Raw genomic sequence first — 4,063 nt, 5'->3', positions numbered from 1 at the left:
TGGCCGCCGTCGTCTCCTGCCTCCTGACACCCCTGGTCGCCCCGATCATCTGTGCCCTGATAACCAATTCCTTTGACATGACCCTTCCCTACAGGAATGTGAATCTCCCCTTCTCCCTGCGCACCGGACTCATCATCAGCGGGGCCACCACCCTCATCGGCACAGTCATGACCGTCCGTTCCCTGGGCAGGATCCGGCCCATGGAAGCCCTCAGACAATCCTGGAATCCCCCCGGAAAGGCTGGCACTTTCCGAACCTTCATGGGAGGCATCTTCCTCACCGGAGCCCTCTGTCTGCTGGCCATTCCAGGACTGGCCTCCGGCCGGGCCGACCGGACCGAGCTGGCGAACATCCTGGGCAGCAAGGCAATCCAGAGCAAAATGAACCTCTTCCTGGGAACATCCATGGGAGCAATGTTCCTGCTGATCTTCTCCCTGGCCGCCTGGTCACCCTATATCCTCCCCCTCTTGACCCGGGGGTGGACCAACCTGATCCCTCTTCCCTCGCCAACCTGGGTCCTGGCCCGTCAGCAGGCCGTCGGCAGGATCCAACGGCAGGGTGCCACCATCATCCCCATGGCCGCAGGTCTCTCCCTCCTTATGTCCTTTTCCGGCATACTCCTCACCCTAAGGAATTCCATGGCCTGGTTCGCACCCCCGGGCACCAGCGACGACAGCAGCTCGGACGGACAGATGCTGGTCTCCCTTGCGGCTATGCTCGGTCCCGCCCTGGTCGTCACCTTGGCCGGGGTCATATCGGGCCTGCTGATCACATCCAGGGGACGGAGCCTGGACCTGGCCCTGACCTATGTCTCCGGGGCCGAGGTGGGGCAGTTGCGAATCCTGGGCAGCCTTGATGGGGCCATCACCATGGTGACCGCCACCCTGCTCTCCTTCATCGTCACCCTGATCTGCACAGGCGGTACGGCCTTCAACCTCTTCGTATACCTGGGGCATGCACGGCTGGGCATCCAATGGTCCTGGTGGGCGGCCATCGTCCTCTGCACAGCATTGGTGGGCGGCCTGGCCACCGGCCTCCAAGCCGCCGGTACCCATTTCGAGCAGTCGACCCGGATCATCGCCCAGGCCATCGGCGAATGACCGGTTCCCGCAGTGACCCCAGGAGGCGGTGGTTCACTCCTCGAAGAACCCCAAGGGGTTGTCGATGAACCGACGCAGCCCCACCAGGGCCGCGCCCCTCAGGGCCGGATATTCGGCCAGGCTGGGCATGAGGACCCTCACGGTCACGGCGGTCCTGCCCAAAGTCAGCCGATTGAGCCTACCCTGCAGGCGCTGGGCGAGATTCCCGCCGAAGTGGGACCAGAATCCCCCCAGGATGACCGTGTCCACATCCACGATATTGATGGCCGTGGCGATGACCGATATCATCGCATCCAGGCCCCGGTCGATGGCGTCGACGGCCTTGTCGTCTCCCTGCTGCCACCGTCTGTAGAGTTCATCCATGGCCTGGGTGGAGACCGCCTCGGCCCCCGAGGCGATGCCCGCCGCCTCCACCAGGGCCCTGCGACCTGCATAGGTCTCCAGGCACCCCCGCCGCCCGCACCTGCAGGTGGGACCATTCAGGTCCACCGAGGCATGACCGAGCTCCCCCGCAAAGCCATGATCGCCCACCTCAACGGCACCACGCCGAACCACAGCTCCCCCGATACCGATGTCCGTGGAGATGTAGAGGAAGGAATCGGTTGGCGACAGGGGAGTATCCCCACCGTCGGCCGGACGTTGCGTAGCGAATCCGGGAATCTGCGCCAGGGCAGCCAGACGGGCCTCGTTGCCGGCCGTGGGATCCAGCCTCCGGACCAGATCGAACCGGGAGAGGTCGAGTCGTTCCCATCCCAGGTTCCGGGCCATCAGCAGCCGCATATCATCGGTGACCAGACCGGGGAGGGCCAGCCCTGCCCCCACCACCCGATAGTTCCTGCCGCCGAGGTTCGCCTCGATGGGTTTGGCCAGGGCGTCCAGGTTGGCGAAGACCTGATCAGGCTCCGCCTCGCGCATGTCATCATCGACCCAGGCCGAATCGATCAGTGTTCCGTCAAGGTCCAGGGCCAGGCACCCGTACCCGTCCGTGTTGATCTGCAGGCCCACACCGGCCCAGCGCCCACGGGCGATGGACAGGGGGGTGCTTGGGCGGCCGTAGGTGGTCTGCGATGTCTCCGGCTCCCCCTCGCGTATGACCCGGTTCTCCAAAAGGAGTGCGCCCAGCAGGGACATGGTGGCCTTGGTCAGTCCGGTGGCCTTGGCCAGATCCGCCCTGCTCAACGCCGTCGTGGAACGCAGGATGGTGTCGATGATGACCGAAAGGTTGTGATTCCTCAGGTCATCCTGATTGATTGAGCGCAAGGCAGCCACGAATCGACCTTCCCAAGGTTGATGTTCATCCCGGACGGCAGGATGGGTATATCGGCTTTCAGTATCCCACCTGCCGTTGTCAATGCTGTGCGATTGGATTTAGTTTATTCATCTAATGATTTGGGTAGAATGGTATCAGGCTGCAGATGCAATCTGGGCAAACAAGGAGGCGGCATGAACAAGGTACTGGTGGCGGGAGTCGACACATCGACTCAATCCTGCAAGGTGAGGGTCACGGATGCCGTGACGGGACGGATGGTTCGTTTCGGCAAGGCATCACATCCCGACGGGACCAGCGTCGACCCGCAGGCCTGGTGGGATGCCTTCAGGCAGGCGACCCAGGAGGCGGGGGGGCTGGACGATGTCTCCGCCATCTCGGTGGGTGGCCAGCAGCACGGCATGGTCCTCTTGGACGAGACCGGCCGGGTCATCCGTGATGCCCTGCTCTGGAACGACATCCGGTCGGCACCCGATGCGGAGGACCTGATCGCCCGTCTGGGCCAGTCCCCCAAGGACGGAGGGACGGAGTCGGACCTGGATGACGATCCGGTCATGCGCGGCCGCCAGCGCTGGGTCAGGGCGGTCGGATCCTCCCCTGTCGCCTCGTTGACCATCACCAAGGTGGACTGGGTGAGCCGCAACGAACCCGACAATGCCGCGAGAATTGCCGCCATCTGCCTGCCCCACGACTGGCTGAGCTGGGCCATCGCCGGGCACGGCCCCGCGGCCGCGGACGAGGCGGAGACGAACCTGAATGACCTCTTCACCGACAGGTCCGATGCCTCCGGCACCGGTTACTTTGACTCAGCCTCGAACGCCTATCGTCGCGACCTCCTTGCCATGGCCCTTCCCGAGGGAATGGCCGAGAAGGTCGTCCTCCCCAAGGTCCTTGGCCCTCATCAGGTCGGCGCCAAGGCCGACCCCCGAATCGCCGGCAGGGACGTCCCCGGCGGTTGCATCATAGCTCCGGGAGGAGGCGACAACGCCATGACCGCATTGGGGCTTTCCATGCAGGTCGGAGATGTCTCGATCTCTTTGGGCACCTCCGGTGTGGCCGCTGCCATCAGCCCCGTGCCCGCCTACGACATGACCGCCTCGGTAACCGGATTCGCCGATGCAACCGGACACTGGCTCCCCCTGGCCTGCACGATCAACGCGTCCAGAATCCTCGATGCGGGCCGTGCCGCCCTGGGTGTGGATTACGACGACCTGGCCGACCTGGCCGACCAGTCTGAGCCGGGAGCCGGAGGCATCACCCTGATCCCCTATTTCGATGGCGAACGCACCCCCAACCGTCCGGAGGCCAGGGCCAGCCTCAACGGTCTGAGCCTGGAGAACACGAGCAGGCCCAACCTGGCCCGAGCCTTCGTAGAGGGGCTCCTCTGCTCCCAGCGCGACTGCCTGGAGCTGCTCGAGCATCTCGGCACCGAAGTCCAACGCATCCTCCTGGTCGGCGGCGGTGCAAAGTCCAGGGCGGTCAGGGCCTATGCCCCCCAGATTCTTGGTATGGATGTGGAGTTGCCACGCATCGACGAGTATGTGGCCATCGGCGCAGCACGCCAGGCCGCCTGGGCCCTCTCCGGGCAGGACCAGCCACCTACCTGGCCCGTGGAGGTCGAAGAGACCCTCACCGGGCAGCCACAGGATCAGGTCTTTCGCCAGTACCGGGACTGGCGAAAGTAATCCGCCGGGGA

The 4,063-nt window shown here is 64.6% G+C and carries 3 protein-coding genes; 2 read left to right on the top strand and 1 reads right to left on the bottom strand.

Annotated elements, in window-relative coordinates; genetic code table 11:
- On the top strand, nucleotides 1–1,100 hold a 1,100-nt coding region (locus tag Q0K62_RS07835), incomplete at its 5' end, for a hypothetical protein (RefSeq protein ID WP_297317417.1).
- A 33-nt stretch (nucleotides 1,101–1,133) separates the two neighbouring features.
- On the opposite strand, the gene Q0K62_RS07830 is transcribed toward Q0K62_RS07835, so the two are convergent.
- Nucleotides 1,134–2,369, bottom strand: coding sequence for an ROK family protein (locus Q0K62_RS07830; RefSeq protein ID WP_297317416.1), 1,236 nt, complete (start codon nucleotides 2,367–2,369; stop codon nucleotides 1,134–1,136).
- Nucleotides 2,370–2,543: 174 nt separating this feature from the next.
- On the opposite strand from Q0K62_RS07830, the gene Q0K62_RS07825 reads away from it, so the two are divergent.
- Nucleotides 2,544–4,052, top strand: coding sequence for an FGGY-family carbohydrate kinase (locus Q0K62_RS07825; protein WP_297317415.1), 1,509 nt, complete (start codon nucleotides 2,544–2,546; stop codon nucleotides 4,050–4,052).
- Nucleotides 4,053–4,063 lie beyond the last annotated feature (11 nt).

Origin of the sequence: uncultured Bifidobacterium sp., from assembly GCF_945269915.1 — a bacterium.
Classification (GTDB): domain Bacteria; phylum Actinomycetota; class Actinomycetes; order Actinomycetales; family Bifidobacteriaceae; genus Bombiscardovia; species Bombiscardovia indica.
The sequence above is the reverse complement of the archived record's forward strand: the minus strand, read 5'-3'. Positions and strand labels throughout refer to the sequence as shown.

What these genes read in the sequence shown, in the direction of transcription:
- Q0K62_RS07825 (WP_297317415.1), top strand. Translation starts at nt 2,544, where the DNA reads ATGAACAAGGTACTGGTGGCGGGAGTCGACACATCGACTCAATCCTGC.